Origin of the sequence: Mesorhizobium sp. C372A (assembly GCF_030323245.1) — a bacterium.
GTDB lineage: Bacteria > Pseudomonadota > Alphaproteobacteria > Rhizobiales > Rhizobiaceae > Mesorhizobium.
This window is the reverse complement of the sequence record NZ_CP100475.1, coordinates 1,892,640-1,912,275: the sequence shown is the minus strand read 5'-3', so window position 1 is coordinate 1,912,275 and position 19,636 is coordinate 1,892,640. Positions and strand designations below refer to the sequence as shown.

Genomic DNA, 19,636 nt, shown 5'->3' with positions numbered 1-19,636 from the left:
CAGCAAAACCCCGCCTTGACAGGAAACCGCAGCCTTCGATAAATGCGCCATCCGCTGGACGGGGCTGTAGCTCAGCTGGGAGAGCGCGTCGTTCGCAATGACGAGGTCAGGAGTTCGATCCTCCTCAGCTCCACCAGCGGAATTTTCCTGCCTGTCGACACATCTAACTTCCGAGACGTCTCGTCAAAGCCCCGCCTTCGCTGCGAGATAGGGCGCCAGGGCAAGCGAGTAGCTGGCGGTCAGATGATGACTGTCCCGCCAGACGATGATGTTGCCGACAACTGCCGGGCATAGTTGCGGCCCGCAAATGGCATCGAGCATATCGATGGCGCGCACATTTTTCTGTCCTTCCGCGGCCAGCGCCAACACGTTGCTCCGCTCAATATCGCTCAGTTTGGTGACGCATTTCGTTGGGGTCGAACTCAGGCATTCGCCCGGGTCGAATTTCATATAGGGCGTGTTGCGGATGGCAACGATTTGCGAGCCGGCGTCCGTCAGCCCGCCCCAGAGACTTCGCAGCCCCTCGATCATCACGTCTTGCTGAACCGCTCCGTAATTGGACTGGCTGGTGAAGATCAGATCCGGTTTCAGCTTTAGGATCTCGGCCAGCACCTTTTCGTGCCACTGCGCGCATAAGACGTTGGGTTTGCCATCCGCCGTGATGGCCACGCGGGTGAATGGGCAGGCGGATTTTGTAAAGGTAACCAGTTTGAAGTTGCGGTCCTTTGCGATCTTGTCCAGTGCCGGCACCCACTGGGCTGCATGAGAATCTCCCACCAGAACCATTGTTTTCGCACCCGTGGGATCGCCTAGAGAGCATCGTTTGGGCTCCGAGCTTTCCTCCTGGTGGCACTTCCTTGCATACACGACCGGCACGTCCCGCCTCAGCCGGGCCAGCGGCGGCAGAAGGTTCACACCGTCCGGGACCACGGCGCCGGAGACGAGAGCGGCGGGCCCAGGGTAGGAAGGCGTGCCGATCAGCGCGGTGTCGATGCGTTCGGTCTTCAGAAAGAGCAGCAGGCTGCCGGATGCGGCCACGCATGTGAGAACCGCCGCGGTGCCGTATCCCAGCGGCTTCCACCAGGCGCCGCCCCGAGCTTGCCGGTAGCGCTGCTCAACATATCGATAGGACAGATCCGATAGAAGCAGGGTCGCCGCAATCAGGCCGAAACCGCCGGCAAGGGTCAGCGAATGACCCTGCGCCTGGGAGATGGTGATCAGCGGCCAATGCCATAGATAGACCGAGTAGGAGCGATCGCCGATGAAACGAAGTGGCAACGAATCGAGCCCACGAAACCGGCCGACTTCAACCTCGCCAGCCAGGATGACCAGCACTGTGGCCAAGGTCGGCAACAACGCACTGACGCCGGGAAATGGAGTTGCAGCGGAAAACAGCAAGGCGGACGCAACGATGCCCAGGATGCCGGCGATCGCCAGCCACTGTCTAGTGAGTGCCGCCAGTCGAAACTGGTGTTCGGTCAGCACCAGCAGACCACCCAGCGCCAATTCCCACAGGCGGGTATGGCTGACGAAATAGGCCTGGGCCGGATCCGTCGCCGTCAAAACGACAGAGGCAACAAGTGATGCCGCGAAAATGAGCGACAACGCCCCGATCAAGCAGGCCCTCAGCGGAAGGTCACGGCGGCGCGCCAGCCAGATCACGCCGATCATCACCAACGGCCAGGCGATGTAGAACTGCTCTTCGATGGAAAGCGACCAGTAGTGTTGCACCGGGCTCGGCAAGGTGTCGGCCTCGAGATAGCTGACCGCAATCGAGGCCAGCCGCCAGTTCTCGACATAAAGAGCGCTCGCCACGATCTGGTTGCCCATTTCCTCCCAGCGCGCCTTTGAGATGAAAAGCAGCGTGCCCAGCAATGCCACCAGCAGCACCAGGGTTGCTGCCGGCAACAACCGTCGCACCCGTCGCGAGTAGAATTCGATCAGTGAAATCCGGCCGCCGCGCAGCGCCATCTGCGCCAGCAGGCCCGTGATCAGATAGCCAGAGATGACGAAAAAGACGTCGACGCCGACATATCCGCCAGGCAGCACATCCGGCCATATGTGATAGACCACGACAAGCGCGACCGCCAAGCCGCGCAGCCCCTGTATTTCGGGTCGAAACCGACGGTTCTGATCGATTGTCACCGGATATCCCCAACAGTCTCAGCCGGCCTGGATCAACCGGCAGTCCGCGCCACGATCTTCATAAGGGCAGAGTGCCGTGAGGCAAGAGCCGATCGCAGCAGTTCATTCCCTTTCCGTCTCCAGTCCGCTCACCAGCGTGTCGACGAAACCCAGCAGCTCACTTTCGAGGTCGGTGGACGCCAGGCCAATGAAACGGTCTTCGAGCGAGATGGCGACGATCCCATGCACGGCGGAGAACAGCGTGCGCGCGCAGGCCAAAAGCTCCGGCGTTGCCGCCGCCGGGAGCAGCTGGGCCAGCGGCTCAACCAGATGCTGGACCAGCACCGCATGTTCGGCCAGATGCCATTCGGGCACCGCCACGCCTGGCGCCATACGGTGCTCGAACAGCGCCTTCCACGCCATGCGGTTGTCGCGGGCGAAGCCGAGATAGGCCTTGGCCAGCGCCTTCAGCCTTGCCCTAGGCTCGGCGACGCCGGTCGCCTCTTGCTGCAGGGCCGCCCCCAGCCTGGCCAGTGTGATCGAATTGACGTGCAGGATGAGCTCGTCCAGGTCGGCGAAGGCGGTGTAGAGCGCGCCCAGCGCGCAGCCGGCATCGGCCGTGATGTCGCGCGCACGCAGACCGGCGAGCCCCGAGGACTGGATGCGCGCTTGCGCGGCCTCGATCAGCCTGCCTTTGAGGTCCTCGCGTTTGGCGTCCCGTTTTGCGGTCATTAACCTTCTCTTATGCGCAATCATGAACACCGTTCATTTTCTCCTTGAACGCCGTTCACAATGTGCTACTTTGCCTCATGAACAACGTTCATAGAGGAGAAACGGAAATGTTGAAACAGTTTTTTGCTCTCGTTCGCGGCCGAAGCTACGAAGCCGCCGAGGCGGTCGTCGACCGCAACGCGCTGATAATCCTGCGCCAGCAGATCCGCGATTGCGCCGACGCTATCGCGGCCGCCCGCCGGGCGGTTGCAATCGCCATCGCCCAGAACGAACAGGAAGTCGCGCAGTACAAGAAGCTTGTCCTCCGCATCGACGACTTGGAGAATCGCACGATCGCCGCGATCGAGCAGGGACAGAATGAACTGTCCCGCGAAGCCGCCGAAACCATCGCCATGCTGGAAGCCGAACGCGACGCCTCCGCCGAGGCGCAGAAAAGCTTCGGCACCGAGATTGAGCGTCTCAAGCGGATTATCCGCGTCTCCGAAATGCGCCTGCGCGAATTGCAGCGCGGCCAGCGCATCGTTGCCGCGGTCGACTCGACCCAGCGCCTGCGAGAAAGCGCGCCCGGCTCCAGCCTGTCGGCGCTCAGGGACGCCGAGGAGACGCTGCTGCGCCTGCGCACCAGGCAAAAGCAGATCGACGACACCGCGGCCGCCATGGCCGAGATGGAACAGTCGGGCGATCCTGCCGCGGTCTCAGAGAAGCTTGCGGCCGCCGGCTGCGGTGCGCCGCTGAGAAGCAGCGCCGACGCCGTGCTCGAACGGCTCACGAAGACCATGACCAAGCCGGCCTGATCGTACCCGGCCTGATTGTTATCCAGTCTGATTGTATCCAGCCTGATTGTATCCAGCCTGAAACAGACCCACGCCCAACCAACCTAACCTTGAAACGAAAGGACCATATCGATGACCCCGAACACCTATTCCCCCAAGGACTCAAGCGCCTGGAAGACCTTCACCATGGCCAGTTTCGCCGTTGCCGCCACAATGATGGCCGGCGGCATCTACTTCATGGAGGCGAGCTTCGCCGCCAAGGGGTTTTATGCCATGGCCGCCATCATGCTCGTGCACACCTCGATCACCATCACCAAGACACTGCGCGACTCGGAAGAGGCAAGCCGCTTCATCAACCGGCTGGAAGACGCCAAGACCGAGAAGTTGCTGATGGAAGTCAGCCGCAGTAACGAAGTGTAACCGGGTTCCCGCTAAACAAGGCTCAACGCGCAAGACCGCTGATCAATCCAGTCAGGATTTTCACCGGTCTTGCCCAATGGAAGTCGCCGCTATGGAAATCGCCCCGATCAATCGTCCCACAGCTCATCTGATGACATCCAGGCGCTTTGCGCCCTTGTTCTGGACGCAGTTCCTGTCCGCCTTCAACGATAATTTCCTCAAGAACACGCTGGTGTTCCTTATTCTGTTCACGCTGGCGGCGGACCAGGCGGCATCACTGGTCACCTTGGCGGGCGCCGTCTTCATGGCTCCCTTCCTGCTCTTGTCGGCGCTCGGCGGCGAGCTCGCCGACCGCTTCGACAAGGCTCTCATAGCCAAGCGTCTGAAATTCGCCGAGATCGCCGCGGCGGGTGTCTCCGTCGTCGGCATCGCCCTGTCGTCCATTCCCGTGCTGATGACGGCGCTGTTGATGTTCGGCATCATCTCGGCGCTGTTCGGACCGATCAAATACGGAATCCTGCCCGATCACCTCGAACGCAAGGAACTGCCCAAGGCCAACGCCTGGATCGAGTCAGCCACGTTTGCCGCGATTCTCGGCGGCACCATAGCTGGCGGCGTCGTTTCCGCCGATGGTATCGGCGTCGCGGTGTTCGGACCGATCATGATGGCGCTCGCCGTCGGTTGCTGGCTCGTCAGCCGCTATATCCGGTCCACCGGTTCGGCGGCGCCCGACCTTGTCATCGACAAGAACATCTTCCGCTCGACCTGGCGCCAGGTCGCCGAATTGCGCACCGACACGCGCATCTGGCGCGCCGGCCTGATGACGTCGTGGTTCTGGCTGATCGGCGCCATCGTGCTCTCGCTCCTGCCGGTCCTGATCAAGGATTCGCTCGGCGGCAACGAAATGGCCGTCACCGTCTACCTCGCCGTGTTCGCCGTCTCGATCGCCATCGGTTCGGCCATCGCCGCCTGGATGTCGCAGGGCCGCATCGTGCTGTTGCCGGCACCGGTCGGCACGGCGCTGCTCGCCCTGTTCGGCCTGCATCTCGCCTGGACCATCTCCGGCATGACGCCGTCGCCCCAGGCGGAAACCCTTGGCGCATTCTTCGCCGGCCCAAACACGATCCGCGTCGCCATCGACCTCGCCGGCATGGCCATTTCAGCCGCTTTCCTGGTGGTGCCGACCTTCGCCGCCGTGCAGGCCTGGTCGCCCGAAGCGCGGCGCGCCCGGGTCGTCGCCGCCGTCAGTATCGTCAATGCCGGTTTCATGACTGGCGGCGGCATCATCATGGCCCTGATCCAGACGAAGGTCTCGACCGGCGGCATCCTGTTCGGCCTCGTCGCGGCCAATGCGATTGCCGCCTGGCTGATGCTGAAATATTTGCCGACGAACCCCTTCCGTGACTTCGTCTCCATCCTGTTCCGCGCTTTCCTGCGCCTCGAAGTCGAGGGCATGGAAAACCTCAAGGCGGCCGGCAAGGCGCCGATCCTGGCGCTCAACCATGTCAGCTTCCTCGACGGTCCGCTCGCCTTGACGCTGACCGATGAGGAACCGGTCTTCGCCATCGACTACACCATTGCCCAGGCTTGGTGGATGAAGCCGTTCATGAAACTTGCCCGCGCCTTGCCGCTCAACCCGGCCAAGCCGATGTCGACCCGCACGCTGATCAAGATCGTGCAGGGCGGCGACCCGCTGGTGATCTTCCCGGAGGGACGCATCACCGTGACCGGCGGCCTGATGAAAGTCTATGACGGCGCCGCCATGGTTGCCGACAAGACCGGCTCGATGGTTGTGCCGGTGCGCATCGACGGGCTGGAGAAGACCTACTTCTCGCGGCTGAGCTCGCAGCATGTGCGCCGCCGCCTGTTCCCGAAGGTCAAGGTGACTATTCTGGAACCGGTCAAGCTCGAGGTGCCGCAGGAGCTGAAGGGCCGCAAGCGCCGCGCCGCGGCGGGTTCCGCGCTCTACCAGGTGATGTCGGATCTCGTTTTCCGCACCCAGGACATCGACAAGACCGTACTGGAAAAGATCATCGAGACGGCGAACGAACGCGGCATGAAACAGCTCGCAGTTCAGGATCCGGTCACCGGTTCTCTCAGCTACAGCAAGCTGCTCACGGCTGCCGCCGTGCTTGGTGAGAAGTTCCAGACCCTTTATGCCGACCAGCAGACGCTGGGCATCATGCTGCCCAACGCCAACGGCTCTTGCGCGACGCTGCTCGGCGTCATGTCCGCCGGCAAGGTTCCGGCGATGATGAACTTCACCGCAGGTGCTGCCAATATTCTGTCCGCCTGCAAGGCCGCCGAAGTCCGCACCGTGCTGACGTCCCGCGCGTTCGTCGAACAGGCAAAGCTCGGCGCTGTAGTCGAGGAACTCGGTCGCTCGGTCGACATCGTGTGGCTCGACGATCTCAGAAAGACCATCAGTCTCAAGGATAAGCTGCTCGGCTTGCTGCGCAAGTCGACGCCACGCGCGAAACGCAAGCCCGGCGATGCGGCGGTGATCCTGTTCACCTCGGGTTCGGAAGGCACGCCGAAGGGCGTCGTTCTGACCCACCGCAACATCCTGGCCAACGCCGCCCAGGCGGCGTCGCGTATCGACTTCCATTCGGGCGACAAGGTGTTCAACGTGCTGCCGATCTTCCACTCCTTCGGCATGACCGCGGGCACGGTGCTGCCGTTGATCTCCGGCGTGCCGGTCTATTTCTACCCCTCGCCGCTGCACTACCGCCTCGTGCCGGAACTGATCTACGGCTCGAACGCGACGATCATCTTCGGCACCGACACCTTCCTCTCCGGCTATGCCCGCACCGCGCACCCCTACGACTTCCGCTCGATACGCTATTGTTTTGCCGGCGCAGAGCCGGTCAAGACAGCGACGCGCATGACCTATATGGAGAAGTTCGGCCTACGCATCCTCGAGGGCTACGGCGTCACCGAGACGGCGCCGGTGATCTCCATCAACACGCCGATGTACAATCGCTCCGGAACCGTCGGCAAGATCATGCCCGGCATGGAATACCGCCTCGATCCGGTCCCCGGCGTCGACGAAGGCGGCCGGCTGTTCGTGCGCGGCCCCAATGTCATGGCCGGTTATCTCCGGGCCGAGAAGCCCGGCGTGCTCGAACCGCTGGAGGACGGCTGGCATGATACGGGCGACGTCGTCGCTATCGACGAAGGCGGCTTCATCACCATTCGCGGCCGCGCCAAGCGCTTCGCCAAGATCGGCGGCGAGATGATCTCGCTCGCCGCTGTCGAAGCGCTGGCCGGCGAATTGTGGAAGGGCTCGCTGTCGGCGGTCGCCACGGTGCCCGACGCGCGCAAGGGCGAAAAGCTGATCCTCATCACTGAGGCATCCGGCGCCACACGAGCGGAATTCCTCGCCTACGCCAAGGCCAACGGCGCCATGGACCTGATGGTCCCGGCCGAAGTGCGGGTGGTCTCAAAGGTACCGGTCCTTGGCTCCGGCAAGCTCGACTTCGCCGCCGTGACAAAAATGGTGCGCGACGAAGAGGCCTTGAAGACCAAGGCCGCCTGACCCGGCTACGGCAACGGGCCGACGCAAGAGCCGGCCCGTTCAGTATGATCAACCCTTCGCCTGCCGCTGCGAAATCAGCATCGCCATGCGCTGGACTGCCCGCAGCTCCATTTCCACGCCCGGCGATGAGGCAAGCGTCGGCATGTTGAGCGCCACCACGGTCAGCGGATCGAGCGTCGCCAGCAGTACATGGGTCGCCTCATATTTCTCGAACAGCCATGCCAACTGCTCGCGTATGTTCTCGTCCACGGGTGAATCCGGCTGGACATCGGCGAGCGAGCGCACGGGCTCCTGCTCCAGTGTCCGGGCCAGCACCTTGAGGTCGAAATCACCGAGGTCGGCTGCCGGCAGGATAAGCGCACCGTCGACTAGGATATGGCTCTGCAGGCCGCGCAGGAAGCGCGCCGAATCGGTGAGATCACCCTCGGCCATATGCTTCAGCAACGAGTCGCGGCGCTTCTCGGCGGTGAGGCTGACGCTGTCATTGTAGATGACTGCCAGCAGCGTTGCGGAAAGTACGATAACCACGCCCTGCACACTGCCGCGCCAGCCGAGATCGTCGATGCCGCCCAGCGCCAGCCCGGCAAACACCGAGCTCAGCGCAATGACGGCAAAGGCGCCGATCGTGTCGCGATGGCCGAGGCTTGCCCGTCCAAGGCCGATCGTCAGCCAGCACAGGAACAGGATGGCGATGCCGCCAAGCCGAACCGGCACTTCGAACAGGCCGGGCCGGTAGTCGGTGACCATGAACGGAATGATCAACAGCAGCGACAGCGCCATGCGCTCGACCGTGCGGTTTTCGGCCGCCGACAGGCTGTCGCGATCGCGCGTCATCACCAGCCAGCCGATGGCGAGAAAACCTCCGAACTGGAAGGCAAGTAGTACCGCCATCCGCCATGGCTCGGCAAAGCGTTCCGAGATCGGCGCCAGCAGTAGCAACAGCAGGGCGCCGCCGGCGGCAAAGAACTTTAGCGCAAACGGCGCATGCCGGCGCAACAGCCCCTCGGTCAGCAGCAGTGCGGCCAGCGGCAGCAGGCCCGCCGCCGCGATGGTGACGAAGCGGAAGAGTGCGAGGCCGGTAGTCCAGTCGAGGATTCGGCAGGCGAGCAGCACCGCCAGCACCCGCAAACCGAACAGAAAACGCCGCGACAGCGGATCGCCGGTGTCGCGCCCGCCGACGACCGATATCACGATCAGCAGCCCGAACAGCGCCGCCAGCGAGGTGATGGTGTCGGCCACGAGCGTGCCGTCGAGGTTCATCGGTCAGCGCCCATCAGCTCACACCCAGGCATCATCACGGATGAAGCCATCAGCGTGTCCATGGTCTCAGCACATTCCATTGGCGGCTGCTATCCGCCCAGTGTACCACCGGCAAAACCAGCCGCTGCAGCGTGGCCGCCGCACCTGCTACCGCAAGGGCGGCAAGCGAGCCGCGCGGAACCGCGTCGGCGAGATAGGTGCGCGCCGACTGAAAGCTCATCTGTCCGATCTGCAGCACATCATCGCCGCGCGTGTAGTCGAGCTCTTTGTGGCAGAACTCGTTAAAGGTCTCGACGCGGTGCTTGGCCGCCTCGTCGAAGGTCTTCTTCAGATCGTCCGAGCCGCCCGTATAGGCGTTGGTGATGACGAAGCGCTCTTCGTCGAAACCAGCTTCGGGGCCGACACCGAAGACATGGCGATGGCGCGCCATGATCTGCCGCGCCAGAAGCACATGGGTAAGCGAGCGGCGCGCGCCGGCATGCGGTCCTGGGAACACATTGCTGAACGCCTCCGCGACCATGCCGACGACAGCGGGTACCTGGGTGACATTGGAAATCCAGATCGGCCGCAGTTGATTGCGCAAAAACATCAGGAAGCAGGTCAGGCCGTAGAGGATCCAGCTCAGTCCGCGGCTGCGCTCGTCGGGATCGATCATGACCAGACCGAGGTGCAAGACTTCATAGGGCTTGCCGGCGAGCGATATCTCCATCAGCGCCAGCGAGTTGAAGGCGATCGGCTGCCGGTCGCTGCGCCGGTAGACAATGGTGATGATGGAATGTTCCAGCCGGCTGCGGTCGCCGGAAAACACGCCATAGGTCAGGCTGCCGAACTTCAGTGTCTTGGACGCTACCAGCCGCAGATCGCTGCTCAGCTGCTCCAGTTCGGCAGCCTTCATCCAGCGCCCGGGCCGCTCCACGACGCGCGTCTCGTAGTCGGCGGATACGCGCATGCGCACATCCATGAACCGACCCGGCAGCAGCTGCAGAACCGCCTTGAGCACTATTTTTCCCCTTGGCAAGAACTCCGACCGTATAGTGGCCGCCGTCCACCTAAGACGCGGTAAACCCGAGACGGCAGTTCTTGGTTGTACTCAACAAAGTAAAAGAACAGCTGCCAGCCAGTGCGGGCTCAGCTTTCCGCAGCAACCAGATGGCCGCCACCGACATCGTTCAGCGCCAGCTTCAGCGGCGCCTCCCCGATCCTGCGGGTGGCGCTCGGGATTTCCTGGTCGAGGCGCGCGAAGCGCGTTCTGCGCTGCGCCGGATCGGGCACCGGCACGGCGTCGATCAGCCGCCTGGTGTAGGGATGGCGCGGGTTGGAAAACACCTGGTCGCGCGTGCCCATCTCGACGATCTGGCCGAGATACATGACGGCAACGCGGTCGGAAATGTTCTCGACCACCGCCATGTCGTGCGAGATGAAGAGATAGGCGACGCCGAATTCGCGCTGCAATTCCTTCAGCAAATCGAGCACACGCGCCTGCACCGAGACGTCGAGCGCGGAGACGCTTTCGTCAGCGATGATCAGTTTTGGTCGTAGCGCCAGCGCTCGGGCGATGCAGACGCGCTGGCGCTGGCCACCGGAGAATTCGTGCGGGTAAAGCTCCATCTGGTCGGCCGACAGGCCGACGCGCTCGAACAGCGCCCCTACCCGTTCGCGGCGCTCGTCCTTGGAGGCGATGCCATGGATCACCAGCGGCTCGGCGACGAGCTCGCCGACGCGCATGCGCGGATCGAGCGAAGCGAAGGGATCCTGGAAAATCATCTGGACGTCACGGCGCACCGCCTTGCGCTCGTCGCGGCCAAGACCGGAGAGATTGCGCCCGCCAATGACGATGTCGCCGCTATACGGCGCCAGTCCGGCCAGCGCCTTGGCGGTCGTCGACTTGCCGCAGCCGGATTCGCCGACCAGAGCAAGCGTTTCGTTGGGCGCGATCGAGAAGCTGACGCCCTCGACGGCGTGGACGCGGCGGGTGACCCGGCCAAAGATGCCGCCACGCAGATCGAAGCGGACTTGCAGGTCGTTGACCTCGGCGACATTGGCCGGTTTCAAGACGTCAATCGCATCCCTGGATTTCTGTCGACCGACACCACTGCCGATGCGCGGCACGGCAGCCAGCAGTTCGCGCGTATAGTCGGCCTGCGGGCGGGCAAAAATATCCGATGTCGTGCCTTCTTCGACCATGCGGCCGTCGCGCATGACGATGACCCGGTCGGCCATTTCGGCAACCACGCCCATATCGTGGGTGATCAGGATGACGCTGGTGCCATGCTGGCGCTGCAGGTCGCGCAACAGCTCCAGCACTTCGCCTTGCACGGTGACGTCGAGCGCCGTCGTCGGCTCATCGGCGATCAGCACGTCGGGCTCGAGCGCCAGCGCCATGGCGATCATCACCCGCTGGCGCATGCCGCCGGAGAGTTCGTGCGGAAACTGCTTTAGCCGGCTTTCCGCCTCCGAAATGCGCACCGCCTTCAACGCCTCGATCGCGCGCTGGCGGGCTTGCGCCGACGACAGGCTGGTATGCGCTTCGATGGATTCGGTCAGTTGCCGGCCGATCGACAGCACCGGATTGAGCGAGGTCATCGGCTCCTGGAAGATCATGGCGATGCGGTCGCCGCGAATGCGCCGCATCTGGCGTTCGTCGAGGGTTGCTAGGTCGGTGTCGCCCCGATTCCCATCCCGAAGACGGATCATGCCTGACGATATGCGCGCCGCCGGCTGCGGCAAAAGCTGCATGATCGCCAGCGCGGTCATCGACTTGCCGGAGCCGGATTCGCCGGCAATGCAAAGCGTCTCACCGCGCGCCAGCGTCAGCGACAGGTTGGAGACTACATTGCGCTCGCCGTCCTCGCCGCGCACGCTGACGGAGAGGTTGGCGATGGAGAGGACGGGGGTGTCGGCGAGGGTCATTGTGGGTGGAGCCCTGCGACGGATTGGTTCCGTCGCACCATTCGCACAAACCTTGGCGCTGCCCCCCACCCGGACCTCCGGTCCGACCTCCCCACAAGGGGGAGGTAGGGTGGCAGCGCTTTACCCTCCCCCTTGTGGGGAGGGTCGCTGCGAAGCAGCGGGGTGGGGGTGCGGCGCCGACGTACCGTCATTCAAACACGCAACGCGGAAAATAGAACGACACCACCCAGTTCGGCATGTCGACGATCTCGCTGATGCGCAGGTCCCCGCACACCGAGGCCAGCATATAGGCCTCGACCGGATCGATCTGGTAACGCCCAGCGAGCAGATCGACCATCTGCGCCACCGCCTCCTTCGCGCCCGCCATCAGATCCGGCCCAATCCCCGTCGTCACCTCGTAACCCTTGGCGTCGAGATGGCGCGTCACCGGGCCCGGCGTGGTGAAGCGCGGCGTCTTCAGCTTGGCGTCCTTGACAAGGTCGAGCTTGAGCACGACGTCCATCGGGCTCTCGATCGCCGTGCCGCAGACCTCGCCATCGCCTTGTGCGGCGTGCGTATCGCCGACCGAGAACAGCGCGCCGGCCACCTCAACCGGCAGATAGAGCGTCGTGCCGGCAGCGAGATCGCGGATGTCGAGATTGCCGCCGACCCGCCGTGGCGGCACCACCGAGTGAAGCCCCATCTCAGCCGGCGCATTGCCGATGGTGCCGGCGAACGGCTTCAGTGGCACGCGCGCGTTTTTCCCGAACAGCGCCGGTTCGAGCGCGGCTGCATCGTATTTCCAGATGTTCAGCGCCGGTTCCGTGAAGTCGTCGGCGAGCAGGCCGAAACCGGGAATGTTCGCCGTCCAACCGAAGCCGGACGGTTTGAACATCTCGATCGTCACCTTGAGCGCGTCACCCGGCTCGGCGCCCTCGACGAAGATCGGCCCGGTCACCGGGTTGACCCCGGCGAAGTCGAGCTTGACGATTTCGGCGACCGTGCTGTCGGCGTTCAGCTGGCCGCCGGCGGCATCGAGGCACTGGAACTCGATGGTCGCGCCGGGCGCCACCCGCTCGGCCGGGATAAAGGAATTGTCCCAGCCGAAATGGTGATGGCGCCCATGGATGGTGTAGTCGCAGCTATTGCACATCTTTTACGTACACATTGTCATAGTTGATCGGGATATGGACCGGGTCGACATAGAGGTTGTCGGCGCCGCCCATTCGGGCGGATTTCATGGTGAAGCGCTGTTCGTTGAAGACCGGCGCCCAGGGCGCGTCTTCCATCACCTTGTCGTAGATGGCGCTCCACATCTTGTCGCGTTCGCCGGCCTTTGCCGGGTCGACCACAGAATCCGCCTCGGCCGCCTTGGCGTCGAGGTCCTTATTGCAGTACCACGACCAGTTCCAGCCGCCCGGCACCGCGCCGGCGCAGCCGAGGATCGGGCCGTAGAAATTCGACGGATCGGGGAAGTCGGCGATCCAGGCCATGCCGCCCGACCAGATCATCGGCGCGCCGGCCTTGTCACCGCCGGCGGCGATGACATTGGCCTGCGCCAGCGACTGGATGCTGGCCTTGATGCCGATGGCCGCCAGGTCCTGCTGGATCGCCTGGGCAATGCGCGGGTTGGGATCGGTGTTCATGGCGAACAGCTGCGTGTCGAAACCATCGGGATGACCGGCCTCGGCCAGCAGCGCCTTGGCCTTGGCTACGTCATAGGGATAACCTTTGTATTCCTTGTCGTAGCCCGGCATCGACGGCGGCAGCGGCTGGTTGGCCGGCACGGCGCGGCCGTTGATGATCTGGATGATGCGCGCCTTGTTGAGCGCCATGTTGACGGCCTGACGCACCTTCACATTGTCGAACGGCGCCATGGTAGTGTTCATGGTGACGTAGCCGGTGTGCAGCTGACCGCCTTCGACGACGCGCGCCTTCTGCTCGGGATCGGCCATCACCTCCTGGAATTTTGCCGGCGGAATGCCGTCGCCGGGCACATCGATCTCGCCCTTCTGCAAGCGCAGCAGCGCCACGATCGGTTCCTGGCCGATCTCGAAGGTGATCTTGTCGAGATGCGGCAGGCCCTTGTGCCAGTAATCCGCATTGCGCTCGAAGACGATGCGTTGGCCGAGTGTCCACTCGGCGAGCTTGAAGGCGCCGGTGCCCACCGGATGCTTGCCGAAATCGGCGCCATATTTCTCGACCTCTTCCTTCGGCACGACATGGGCGAAATTGATGGCCATGACATGCAGGAAGGTGGCGTCGGGCCGGGTCAGCTCGAACTTCACCGTGTAGGGATCGACGACGGTGACGCCGGAAAGGCCTTCGGCCTTGCCGGCGGCGACATCGTCATAGCCCTTGATCGAGCCGAAGAAGCCAGCGCCGGGGCTCTGCGTCTTCGGATTGGTGACGCGGTCAAGCGAATATTTCACGTCGTCGGCCGTCATCTCGCGGCCATTGTGGAATTTCACGCCATGGCGCAGCTTGAAGGTGAAGGTCTGGCCGTCGGGCGAAATCTCGTAGCTTTCGGCGAGGTCGGGCTTCAAATTGGTGGTGCCCGGCTCGTAATCCATCAGCCCATCGAACAGGCTCTTGATCATCGACCAGTTCTGCCAGTCATAGCCGATCGCCGGATCGAGGGTCGCAACATCGTCCTTGTAGGTGATGGTGATGGCGCCGCCTTGCTTGGCGTTGGGATCGACCGTGTCTTCGGCGCGGACGCTTGTCATGCCGAGCATGAGGGCCAAGGCGGATGCCGCGACTGTGGATGCGAGAAACTTTTTCATTGTTGTGTTCCCTTTCTCTGTTTCATTTTCATCTGAGCTTGATGCGGGGATCGATGAACGGCGCGATGATGTCGGCGAGCAGATTGCCGAGCACGATGGCGAAGGCCGACACCAGCGTGACGCCCATGATGATCGGAATGTCGACGCGCTGGATCGCCTGCCACGCCAGCTGACCGATGCCGGGCCAGCCGAACACGCTTTCGACGACGACGATGCCGCCCATGAAGATGCCGATGTCGATGCCGATCATGGCGATGACCGGCAGGATGGCATTCGGCAGTGCGTGGCGGAATATGATGGCGCTGCGCGCCAGGCCCTTGGCCCGCGCCGTGCGGACATAATCCTGGCGCAGGACGTCTATCATCGACGAGCGCATCATGCGCGCATACCAGCCGGCGCCGAGTACGCCCATGGTCAACGACGGCAGCACCAGATGGCGCCATGTGCCGTAGCCGCCGATCGGAAACCAGCTTAGCCGCACGGCAAAGACGTAGAGCAGCAACAGGCCAACCACGAATTGCGGCGCCGAGACGCCGACGAAGGAGGCGACCATCAGCGTCTGGTCGGTGGCGGTGCCGCGCTTGACGGCCGCGATCAGGCCCATCGAGAGCCCGATCAGCAATTCGCAAAGGATGGCGCCGACCATCAAAAGCAGGCTGGCCGGCAGCCGCGAGACGATGAGTTCGGTGACCTCCGAGCGCTGGATGTAGGAGCGGCCGAGATCGCCGCTGAGTAGCTTCGTCAGATAGTGCCAGTACTGGACCACGAAAGGCTGGTCGAGGCCGAGTTGCTGGCGGATGTTTTCCACCGTCTGCGGCGTGGCACTGCGGCCGGCGATCTGCCGCACCGGGTCGGCCGGCAAGAGGTAGAGCAGCGCAAAAGTGATCAGCGAGACGCCAAGCAGGATGAGCAGCGACTGGATCAGCCGGCGGCCGAGATAGGCGATCATGACCGGCCCCCCATTATTCCCGGCCCCTTTGCGTCGGATCGAGGATGTCGCGCAACGCGTCGCCGATCAGATTGAAGGCCAGCGCCAACGCGAGGATTGCGGCGCCGGGGAAGAACACCAGCCAGGGCGCGGCCTGGAAATAGGTCTGGTTCTCGAAAATGATGTTGCCCCACGACGCGGTCGGCGGCTGCACGCCGATGCCGAGGAAGGAAAGCGTCGCCTCCAGCAGCACCGTGGTGGAAATGCCGAGCGTGCCCCAGACGATGATGGTGGGCAGGAGATGCGGCAGGATGTGGCGAAACAGGATGCGCGGCGCGCCGGCGCCGATGCTGCGCTCGGCATCGATGAACTCGCGTTCGGCCAGCGACGATGTCTCGGTGTAGATGACACGCGCCGTCTGCACCCAGTTGACCAGCGCGATGACCATGGCGACGATCCACAGGCTGGGCTGAAACACTGCCGCCAGGCAGATGGCGAGCAGCAGCGCCGGGAACGCCATCATCAGATCGGTGAAGCGCATCAGCGCGCTGCCGATCCAGCCGCGGAAATAGCCTGCGGTGACGCCCACCAAAGTGCCGATCAAAAGCGCCACGCCATTGGCGACGATGCCGATGATGAGCGAGGTGCGGGCGCCGTAGAGGATGCGGGTCAAGAGGTCACGTCCGAGCAGGTCGGTGCCGAGCCAGTACTGGGCGCTGGGCGGCAGCGGCGAGCCCTCGATGGTCAGGCCGTCGAACATCTGCTCGTTGGGGTCATAGCCGGTCAGCCGGGGCGCCAGCACAGCGCCGGCAAGGACAATGGCGACGATGACCAGGCCGAGCAGCGCGAGGCGGCGTTTCACCAGCCGGCGCCAGACACCGGCGCGCGGTTTTGCCGGCATGCGCACCGGTAGATCAGGCGCGATGGGACTGGTCATCGCCGCCTTCTTCCCCCGTCGCTTCCTCGCTTGTCATTGCCACGATCCGACGCGCGGCATCCTCGACGCTGATCTGCCAGCTCATCGCCAGCGAACGCAGCTGCGCATAGGCGCGCTCGTCGTCGCTGCCTTTCGACAAGGCCGTCACCGCGCGCACGATGGTCTGGCGCTCGGCGACGCGCTGGCGCAGCGACGCTATCTCGCCGGCTAAATGTTTTCGGGCCTCGAAACTCTGTCTCGCGATCAACAGAGCGCTGTAGACGCCGGCATTGCCGACCGGCTTCAGCAGCTGCGCATCGGCCTTGTGCGACAGCGCCCATTCGATACGCCCCGGCGCCTCGGAACCGATCAGCGCCACCAGCGGCATCGGCGCCTCGCTCGGCTTCCACGGGAATTGCTCGTCGAAACCGAGATCGGCATCGAAGAAGACGAAATCGGCGGCGAGAGCTTCCGGCGGCAATTCCGGCCAGCAGTCGATCGTAGCCAGGCCGATGGCCGACAATTGCCTGGTGATGGCCTGCACCGTCGGATGCGGGCGATGCAGGATGAAAGCCCGCGCGCCGCCGAGATTGGGGATGCGCGTCCGGGTCATGACACCACTCTCAGACGCGGACGGCCGAATGTCTTGGCGGGGTCGTAGCGCGACAGATATGGATCCGGCGCGACCTCATCCTCCTGGCTGACGACCTCGAAGAAGCCATCGGCGATCCGGCCGATGATCACCGGCAGCGTCGCGTGCTGGGAGTGGGCGTCGATGGCGATCGGCCCGAGCCGGGTGGAGAAGCGCCGCTCGGCGAAGGCTTTGGAAAATTCCGCCGGGCCGGCATCAGTGTCGCGCGACAGCACGTCGGCCATCACCTGCACCGAGGCATAGGCGGAGGCCTCGAAGGACGAAGCGAAGGCAGCCGGCCGGGGCGCGAAATAGGGCCCGACCGACAGATGCCCTTTCCCTGTATCGCCGATCGCCGGCAACTCGCCTTCGGTGAGGTTGCAGGAGATGACGGGGCAGTTTTCCGGCCTGAATGCCGCATCCTCGTCGCCCAGCTCGCGGTAAGCCGCCAGGAAGGCGTAGGATGAGGTGCCGATCAGATTGTTGAGGATGAAGCTCGGCCTCGTCGCCCGGATTTCCGCGATCAGCCGCGACACGTCGGTCTCGCCGATGCGCAGATAGCGCTCGCCCAGCACTTTGCCGCCGGCATCCGCGATCAGGTCGCGCGCCACGCGGTTCATCTCCCAGCCCCAAATGTAGTTCGAGCCGAGCAGGAAGCCGTTGGCGCCGAAACGCGGCACGACATGCGCCATCAGCGGAACCAGATGCTGGTTGGGGCAGGCGTGCATGTAGACGACATGCTCGTTGGCCTCGAACCCTTCATAGGGACAGGCATACCAGAGCATGCCGCCGGCCTTCTCCAGCACCGGGATGGTTTCCTTGCGGCTCCAGGAGGTGACGCAACCGACGACATGGCGCGCGCTGCTGGTCCTGAAAATATCTTCGCACAAAGTCGCGTAGCGATCGGCATTACTTTGCGGATCGCGCTCGACCGGAACCAGTTCGATGCCATAGCTCCGATCGGCATTGATGTCGGCGATGGCGCGCATGGCGCCCATCCGGCACGCATCGGAGACCAGCTGATAGCTGCCCGAGCGGGAGTACAGGATGCCGATCTCGATACGCCGTTTCAAACCGATCCTCAGAAATGACAATGCCCCGCAGCCAGCGCCGGAGGGCGAGGCATGCGAGGCATATTTGCCGCCCGGCGACCAAGGCCGGTATTTTACGCTAGCGTATTCGGTCCGGCGGGTCAGTCAAGCGGGAAAGTACGTGGTCATGGGATCGGCCTTGTCCGGCTGCTTCTAGTTCCGCAGCGTGAACATCAAAGGCGCCACGACAGCCGTCCCGGCCTTCTCAGGCGGTGGCGCGGGCACCGTCGCACCCTGCAGAATGCCGAGCGCGGCGCGATCGAGATCGGCGTCCCCCGAAGATCGTGTCAGCCGGACGGAGGTCACCTTGCCCGAAGCGCTGACGACGAAGGTCACATTTGCGGTACCCACGGCGCGCCGCGACCTTGCCGCGCTCGGGTAGCGCTTGTGCCGATTGATCCATCCGATCAGCTGGGAGTTCCATTTGCTTGCACTGACTGATGATCCTCTCGATTGCGAAGCCTTCGGCGCCGACGCCTTCGCCGCTGCCTTTTGATCGACACTGGCGGTCACGACCGCTTTCGCCGGCGCGGCCTTTTCCTTCTTCTCTTTCGGTTTCGGCTTGGGTTTTTCGGCAGCCTTCTTCGCCTTCTCGATCGGCTTGGCCTCCACCGGCTTGGTCTCCGCCGGCTTGGTCTGGGGCAGCGGAATGACCACATCCGGCGCTATGGCCGGGACGATGTCGGGCACCACCTCATCCAGCGGCGGCGATTGATCGGACTGCTCGGCCGCTGCCGTCTCGATCGGAGCGGCGAGTTGAGCCGCTTCCCTCTTCTCGGTGACCGGCTCCGGCTTACCGGGCTCGGGCTCTACGACGGGCTTCAGTTCGGCAACCGCCTCCTCGATCTGGTTCGGCGGCTCGGGCGTCACCACGTCGGCCGCTGAGTCCACCCGCACCGCCGGCGCCACCATCATCGGCGACAGCTCGATAGCCACAGCCGGCGGCGGGCCGCCATCGGCCATGTTGGCCAGGCTGAAGCTCTGGACGGCATAGACGATCGCGACATGCGCGCCGACAATGACAATGGCCGCAGCCGCCCACAAGCCAATTTCGCGCACGCCGGCGCGCGGCGGGTCGGCCGCGGGGGCGGCGGCGGCCAGTTGCGTCACGGGGCGGCGCCCGGGTGCGCCGCGGATGCGTCCGCCGGCACCGTCTCCAGCCCCACCAGCGCGATCTTCAGATAACCGGCGCCGCGCAGCAGGTTCATCACCTCCATCAGCTCGCCATAACCGACCGCCTTGTCGGCACGCAGGAAGATGCGGGTCTGCTTGTCGCCCTTGGTTCTGCCGTCGAGCACCGCGGCGAAAGCCTGGCGCGACACGCTGTCATTGCCGATCGCCAGCGTCAGATCGTCCTTCAGCGTCAGGAACAGCGGCGTTTCCGGCCGGGGTGCTGGCGTCGCCGTCGAACCCGGCAGATCGACATTGACGTCGACTGTCGCCAAGGGGGCAGCGACCATGAAGATGATCAGCAGCACCAGGATGACGTCGATGAACGGGGTGACATTGATCTCGTGGTTTTCTTCGAGATCGCCATCGATAGCCTCGCGAATTCTAGCCGCCATGGCC

At 63.9% G+C, this 19,636-nt stretch carries 16 protein-coding genes and 1 tRNA gene; 4 read left to right on the top strand and 13 right to left on the bottom strand.

The features are described 5' to 3' along the window. Positions 1–60 precede the first annotated feature (60 nt). Positions 61–136: transfer RNA gene (locus NLY42_RS08975), tRNA-Ala, on the top strand. 47 nt (positions 137–183) lie between these two features. Here the strand turns inward: NLY42_RS08975 and NLY42_RS08970 are convergent. Both NLY42_RS08970 and NLY42_RS08965 read right to left on the bottom strand, forming a co-directional pair. Beyond that, positions 184–2,145: an acyltransferase family protein gene (locus NLY42_RS08970; RefSeq protein ID WP_081726890.1), complete on the bottom strand. Its 1,962-nt coding sequence runs from the start codon at positions 2,143–2,145 to the stop codon at positions 184–186. Positions 2,146–2,247: 102 nt separating this feature from the next. Continuing rightward, a complete protein-coding gene (locus NLY42_RS08965; protein ID WP_023755959.1) occupies positions 2,248–2,856 on the bottom strand; it encodes a TetR/AcrR family transcriptional regulator in 609 nt (202 codons plus the stop codon). A 107-nt stretch (positions 2,857–2,963) separates the two neighbouring features. Here NLY42_RS08965 and NLY42_RS08960 point away from each other — a divergent pair, with 107 nt between their 5' ends. The 3 genes from NLY42_RS08960 to NLY42_RS08950 all read left to right on the top strand — a co-directional run bounded on the left by NLY42_RS08960 (position 2,964) and on the right by NLY42_RS08950 (position 7,566). Further along, positions 2,964–3,650: a PspA/IM30 family protein gene (locus NLY42_RS08960; protein WP_023755960.1), complete on the top strand. Its 687-nt coding sequence runs from the start codon at positions 2,964–2,966 to the stop codon at positions 3,648–3,650. A gap of 111 nt (positions 3,651–3,761) precedes the next feature. Continuing rightward, positions 3,762–4,049 carry a YiaA/YiaB family inner membrane protein gene (locus NLY42_RS08955; RefSeq protein WP_023668598.1) on the top strand — a complete coding sequence of 96 codons (288 nt, stop codon included), beginning with the start codon at positions 3,762–3,764 and terminating at the stop codon, positions 4,047–4,049. Positions 4,050–4,179: 130 nt separating this feature from the next. Then, on the top strand, positions 4,180–7,566 hold the full coding sequence (locus NLY42_RS08950; RefSeq protein WP_032896430.1) for an acyl-[ACP]--phospholipid O-acyltransferase: 3,387 nt from the start codon (positions 4,180–4,182) through the stop codon (positions 7,564–7,566). A gap of 48 nt (positions 7,567–7,614) precedes the next feature. On the opposite strand, the gene NLY42_RS08945 is transcribed toward NLY42_RS08950, so the two are convergent. The 11 genes from NLY42_RS08945 to exbD form a co-directional block, all read right to left on the bottom strand. Further along, positions 7,615–8,826: a hypothetical protein gene (locus NLY42_RS08945; protein ID WP_023755962.1), complete on the bottom strand. Its 1,212-nt coding sequence runs from the start codon at positions 8,824–8,826 to the stop codon at positions 7,615–7,617. A gap of 49 nt (positions 8,827–8,875) precedes the next feature. Then, on the bottom strand, positions 8,876–9,826 hold the full coding sequence (locus NLY42_RS08940) for a hypothetical protein (RefSeq protein WP_031202896.1): 951 nt from the start codon (positions 9,824–9,826) through the stop codon (positions 8,876–8,878). A gap of 128 nt (positions 9,827–9,954) precedes the next feature. Then, positions 9,955–11,736 (bottom strand): ABC transporter ATP-binding protein, encoded by a 1,782-nt coding sequence (locus tag NLY42_RS08935; protein ID WP_023755963.1) that lies wholly within the window; start codon positions 11,734–11,736, stop codon positions 9,955–9,957. Positions 11,737–11,923: 187 nt separating this feature from the next. Beyond that, complete coding sequence (locus tag NLY42_RS08930) at positions 11,924–12,868, bottom strand: acetamidase/formamidase family protein (protein ID WP_023755964.1); 945 nt, start codon at positions 12,866–12,868, stop codon at positions 11,924–11,926. After that, positions 12,858–14,453 carry an ABC transporter substrate-binding protein gene (locus NLY42_RS08925; protein ID WP_444849001.1) on the bottom strand — a complete coding sequence of 532 codons (1,596 nt, stop codon included), beginning with the start codon at positions 14,451–14,453 and terminating at the stop codon, positions 12,858–12,860. Before NLY42_RS08925 ends, NLY42_RS08930 begins: the two co-directional genes overlap by 11 nt. A gap of 76 nt (positions 14,454–14,529) precedes the next feature. Beyond that, positions 14,530–15,450, bottom strand: coding sequence for an ABC transporter permease (locus tag NLY42_RS08920; RefSeq protein WP_023698726.1), 921 nt, complete (start codon positions 15,448–15,450; stop codon positions 14,530–14,532). A 13-nt stretch (positions 15,451–15,463) separates the two neighbouring features. Beyond that, on the bottom strand, positions 15,464–16,366 hold the full coding sequence (locus NLY42_RS08915; protein ID WP_023755965.1) for an ABC transporter permease: 903 nt from the start codon (positions 16,364–16,366) through the stop codon (positions 15,464–15,466). Beyond that, complete coding sequence (locus NLY42_RS08910; protein ID WP_023755966.1) at positions 16,344–16,958, bottom strand: ANTAR domain-containing response regulator; 615 nt, start codon at positions 16,956–16,958, stop codon at positions 16,344–16,346. Before NLY42_RS08910 ends, NLY42_RS08915 begins: the two co-directional genes overlap by 23 nt. After that, entirely contained in the window at positions 16,955–18,049 is a 1,095-nt protein-coding gene (locus tag NLY42_RS08905) for a transporter substrate-binding protein (protein WP_023700174.1), read from the bottom strand. The genes NLY42_RS08910 and NLY42_RS08905 overlap by 4 nt, the downstream gene beginning before the upstream one ends. Positions 18,050–18,220: 171 nt before the next feature. Next, positions 18,221–19,177, bottom strand: coding sequence for an energy transducer TonB (locus tag NLY42_RS08900; RefSeq protein ID WP_023756511.1), 957 nt, complete (start codon positions 19,175–19,177; stop codon positions 18,221–18,223). Beyond that, positions 19,174–19,632, bottom strand: coding sequence for a TonB system transport protein ExbD (gene exbD / locus NLY42_RS08895; protein ID WP_023752670.1), 459 nt, complete (start codon positions 19,630–19,632; stop codon positions 19,174–19,176). Before exbD ends, NLY42_RS08900 begins: the two co-directional genes overlap by 4 nt. Positions 19,633–19,636 lie beyond the last annotated feature (4 nt).